This window comes from Kitasatospora sp. NPDC091257 (assembly GCF_044757675.1).
GTDB lineage: Bacteria > Actinomycetota > Actinomycetes > Streptomycetales > Streptomycetaceae > Kitasatospora > Kitasatospora lactacystinica.
The window spans coordinates 1-2,907 of sequence record NZ_JBIVVI010001141.1 but is presented as its reverse complement, the minus strand read 5'-3'; the positions used below and the strand labels follow the sequence as shown (position 1 = coordinate 2,907).

Genomic DNA, 2,907 nt, shown 5'->3' with positions numbered 1-2,907 from the left:
AGCCGGCCTCCGCTTCGGCCCCCGAGCCGGCCCCCGGGCCGGCCTCAGCTTCGGCCCCCGGGCCCGCGCCGGTCCGTACGGTCCGTTCCGAGCTCCGGGGAGCGGTGCTCCACGTCGAGCTGGACAGCCCGGAGACCGGGAACGCCGTCACCTCCGCCATGCTGGACGAACTCCTCGCCGTCCTCGCCGTGCCCGACCCGGCCGTGCGGGTGATCGTGCTGTCCGCGGCGGGCCGGGACTTCTGCCTCGGCGGCGACCGCGAGGAACTCCTCGCGGGCCTGGACGAGGACCCGACCGGCGGCCGGATACGCAGCTACGGGGACAGGGCGCGCAGGGTCTGCGACGCCCTCACCAACAGCCCCGCCGTGACCGTCGCACGGGTCCAGGGCCGGGCGACCGGCGCCGGCTTCGCCCTGGCGCTCGCCTGCGACCTGCGGGTCGGCGCCGACAACGCCGTCTTCCGGCTGCCCGAGCTGGCCCTGGGCCTGCCCGTCGCCTGGGGCGGGCTGCTGCCCCGCCTGCTCCACGAGGTCGGCGCGGCCCGGGTCCGGGAGATCATCCTCACCGGCCGGCCGGTCGGCGCGGTGGAGGCGCGGGAGCTCGCCATCCTGCAGCGGGTCGTCCCCGAGCAGGACCTGGACGGGGCGGTGGACGAGTGGGCCAGGCCCGTCACGCGCCGCCCCGAGGCCGCCCTGCGGGTCACCAAGACGCTGCTCGCCTCGCACGCCTCGGCCACCCGGCTGGCCGACGCCTCCGTGCTCGACTCCGAGCTGATGGCCTCGGTCCTCGCCGCCGCCCACTACACCCGCGGCCTCGCCGCCCGGCACCCGGTCGACTGACCCGGTGCCTGCGAAGGGGCCCGCGTCCTGGGGGACGCGGGCCCCTTCCGCGCGTGGGAAAACGATTGTGGATCGTGCCCGCACGTTCGCTACCGTGTGCGATCGACGAAGGGGAGGGGATCACCGTGAGGACGATCCACAACACCCGTGCGGCGGTGGCCGTACTGACGATGGCTCTGGTCGCGGCCGGAGCGGCGGCCTGCGAGGGGGACAAGGGCGGCGAGGGCAAGGGCGGCGCCGCGGCGGCGGCCGCCACGCCGCCGCAGCCGTTCGGCGCGAACGGCTACCGGGGACTGCAGCTGTCGATGACCAAGGACGAGGTGCTCGCCGCCGGGGCCCTGGAGCCGTCGCCGGTCTCGGTGCTGAACGGCTGCACCGACTACGCGTACAAGGGCGGCCCGGCGCCGGATCCGGTCCGGATGGCGAACGAGGCGGAGGTCCACGCGAAGGCCGGCAAGGCGCTGGCCAGGATGGACGAGATGAGGGCGAAGCGGAAGACGGTCCCGCCGCTGGCGGCCGGGGCCTCGCTGAAGGAGCTGCAGGAGCACAGCGCGCGCCTCCAGGAGCAGCTCCAGCAGGATGCCGCCGACCAGAAGGAGTTCGCCGAGCTCCAGAAGGACCTGGACCTCGTCACGCCCGCCCGCAAGGCCCGGGACGAGGCCCTCAGGGCCACCGGCCGGGTCAACTTCGGCACCGAGGGTCTGCGCCAGGTGGTGGCGCCCGCGGACGCCCGCACCGCCGAGGGCGTCGGCGCGGGTTCGACGGAGGAGGAACTCAAGCGCGCCTACGAGGGCAAGGAGCTCAAGCCGACCAAGGGCGGCACGTACGAACTCCCGGCCGAGAGCGGCAGCGGCGGCCCGGACTGGTTCTACGAGTTCACCGTGGCCGACGGCAAGGTGGCCGGCCTCGCCCTGGTCAAGCACAACACCTACTGTTCCTGAGAACTCAATTGTGGATCATGGTCGTGGCCCCGGTACGGTGATCGCCGGTACGACCAAGGGGGATTGCGACATGGGAAAGACGCGCAGGTCGATGCGTGCGGTAGGGGTCGGCGTCTCGGTGGCGCTGCTCGCCGTCGGGGCGGCGGCCTGTTCCACCGGCTCCTCCGACAAGGGGAAGGACGGCACGGCCAAGGCCCAGGCCGCCACCGGGGCGCCCACGGCGGCGCCCACGCCGAAGGGGCCCGAGGCCTTCGCGGCAGCCGGGTACCGGGGGCTGAAGCCGGGGATGGCCAAGGACGCCGGGCTGGCCACCGGAGCCCTGGAGAGCGCACCGGTCTCGCTGCTCGAAGGCTGCACGGACTTCGTCTACAAGGGCGGCCCGGCACCGGACCAGGCCCGGATGGCCGCCGAGGCGGCCACCGAGGCCCGGTACAAGGACCTGAACGCCAAGGCCGACGCGGCCAGCGGGAAGGCGCCCGCCCCGGCGGGCACCCTGCCGCCGAACGCCTCCGCCAAGGACGCGGCGGCCGCCGCCGCGGGCTCGGCCGCGGGGGCCGCGGACTCGGCCGCCGCCGCCAAGCTGATCGCCGACTCGACGATGGCCCTGGTCGACCTGAGGGTGGCGAAGGAGGCCAAGGAAGCGGCGTACCTGGCCACCGGCCGGGTCTCCTTCGCGGCGACGGGCCTGCGCGAGCTGGTCGCCCCGGCGGAGGCGAAGACGGCCGAGGGCATCGGCGCCGGTTCCACCCTGGAGGCGCTCCAGCAGGCGTACGGCGCCAAGGGCCTCCAGCAGGCCAAGAGCGGCACGTACGTGCTGCCGGTCGAGGGACAGCAGGGCTGGCAGTACGAGTTCACCGTGGACGGCGCGAAGGTCGCCGGGATGGCCGTGGTGAACCGCGACATCAAGTGCGCCTGACGGCCTGACCGGTCGGCGGCGGAGGCCCCGACGAACCACCGGGTTCGTCGGGGCCTTTGCCGTGCTCCGGCGGGAACCCGGCGGCCCGTGCGGACAGGTGGGGGTGTGGAACTGTCACAGCGGGCGCGATTGAGGAGCGGCGACCAGTGGGCGTTCGGGGAGGTGCTCGACGGGCCCGGCGGCCCGCCCGTAGCGGGACCGCAACCGGGGG

Annotated in this window: 3 protein-coding genes; all 3 read left to right on the top strand. The window is 74.8% G+C overall.

Features of this window, described 5'->3' with window-relative positions; genetic code table 11:
* Positions 1 to 104: 104 nt before the first annotated feature.
* The 3 genes from ACIQOV_RS35495 to ACIQOV_RS35485 all read left to right on the top strand — a co-directional run bounded on the left by ACIQOV_RS35495 (position 105) and on the right by ACIQOV_RS35485 (position 2,696).
* On the top strand, positions 105 to 839 hold the full coding sequence (locus ACIQOV_RS35495; protein WP_401054949.1) for an enoyl-CoA hydratase/isomerase family protein: 735 nt from the start codon (positions 105 to 107) through the stop codon (positions 837 to 839).
* A gap of 125 nt (positions 840 to 964) precedes the next feature.
* On the top strand, positions 965 to 1,780 hold the full coding sequence (locus ACIQOV_RS35490; protein WP_401054948.1) for a hypothetical protein: 816 nt from the start codon (positions 965 to 967) through the stop codon (positions 1,778 to 1,780).
* 91 nt (positions 1,781 to 1,871) lie between these two features.
* Positions 1,872 to 2,696, top strand: coding sequence for a hypothetical protein (locus ACIQOV_RS35485; protein ID WP_401054947.1), 825 nt, complete (start codon positions 1,872 to 1,874; stop codon positions 2,694 to 2,696).
* Positions 2,697 to 2,907 lie beyond the last annotated feature (211 nt).

Coding starts and splice junctions, on each gene's coding strand:
- ACIQOV_RS35485 (WP_401054947.1), top strand. CDS start 1,872: ATGCGTGCGGTAGGGGTCGGCGTCTCGGTGGCGCTGCTCGCCGTCGGG.